Source organism: Jeotgalibacillus marinus (assembly GCF_040801915.1).
GTDB lineage: Bacteria > Bacillota > Bacilli > Bacillales > Jeotgalibacillaceae > Jeotgalibacillus > Jeotgalibacillus marinus.
In genome coordinates this window covers 1-267 of the sequence record NZ_JBFMIA010000178.1, presented here as the reverse complement: position 1 = coordinate 267, position 267 = coordinate 1, and the positions used below count along the sequence as shown (strand labels likewise).

The window sequence follows — 267 nt, the reverse complement described above, 5'->3', positions numbered from 1 at the left end:
GGTACGTAGGCCTGGGTCTCTTTGGGAAGCTTCAGGCTCCAGAAGTCCAGCGGCTTGCCCTTGGCGCGATTGGCATCCAGCGCGCGCTCAACAGCCATCTCACCGCAGTTGTAGGCCGCGATGGCCAACAGCCAGTCACCGTTGAATTCGTCGTGAAGTGACTACAGGTAATCCAATGCAGCGCGTGTTGATTCGACGACGTCGCGGCGACCGTCATACCACCAGTCCTGTTTCAAGCCGTAGCGGGTGCCGGTGCCGGGAATAAAC

General features: G+C 59.6%; 1 pseudogene. It reads right to left on the bottom strand.

Features of this window, described 5'->3' with window-relative positions:
* Positions 1-146 (bottom strand): annotated as a pseudogene (locus AB1471_RS17440) (transglycosylase SLT domain-containing protein); the annotation flags it as partial.
* Positions 147-267 lie beyond the last annotated feature (121 nt).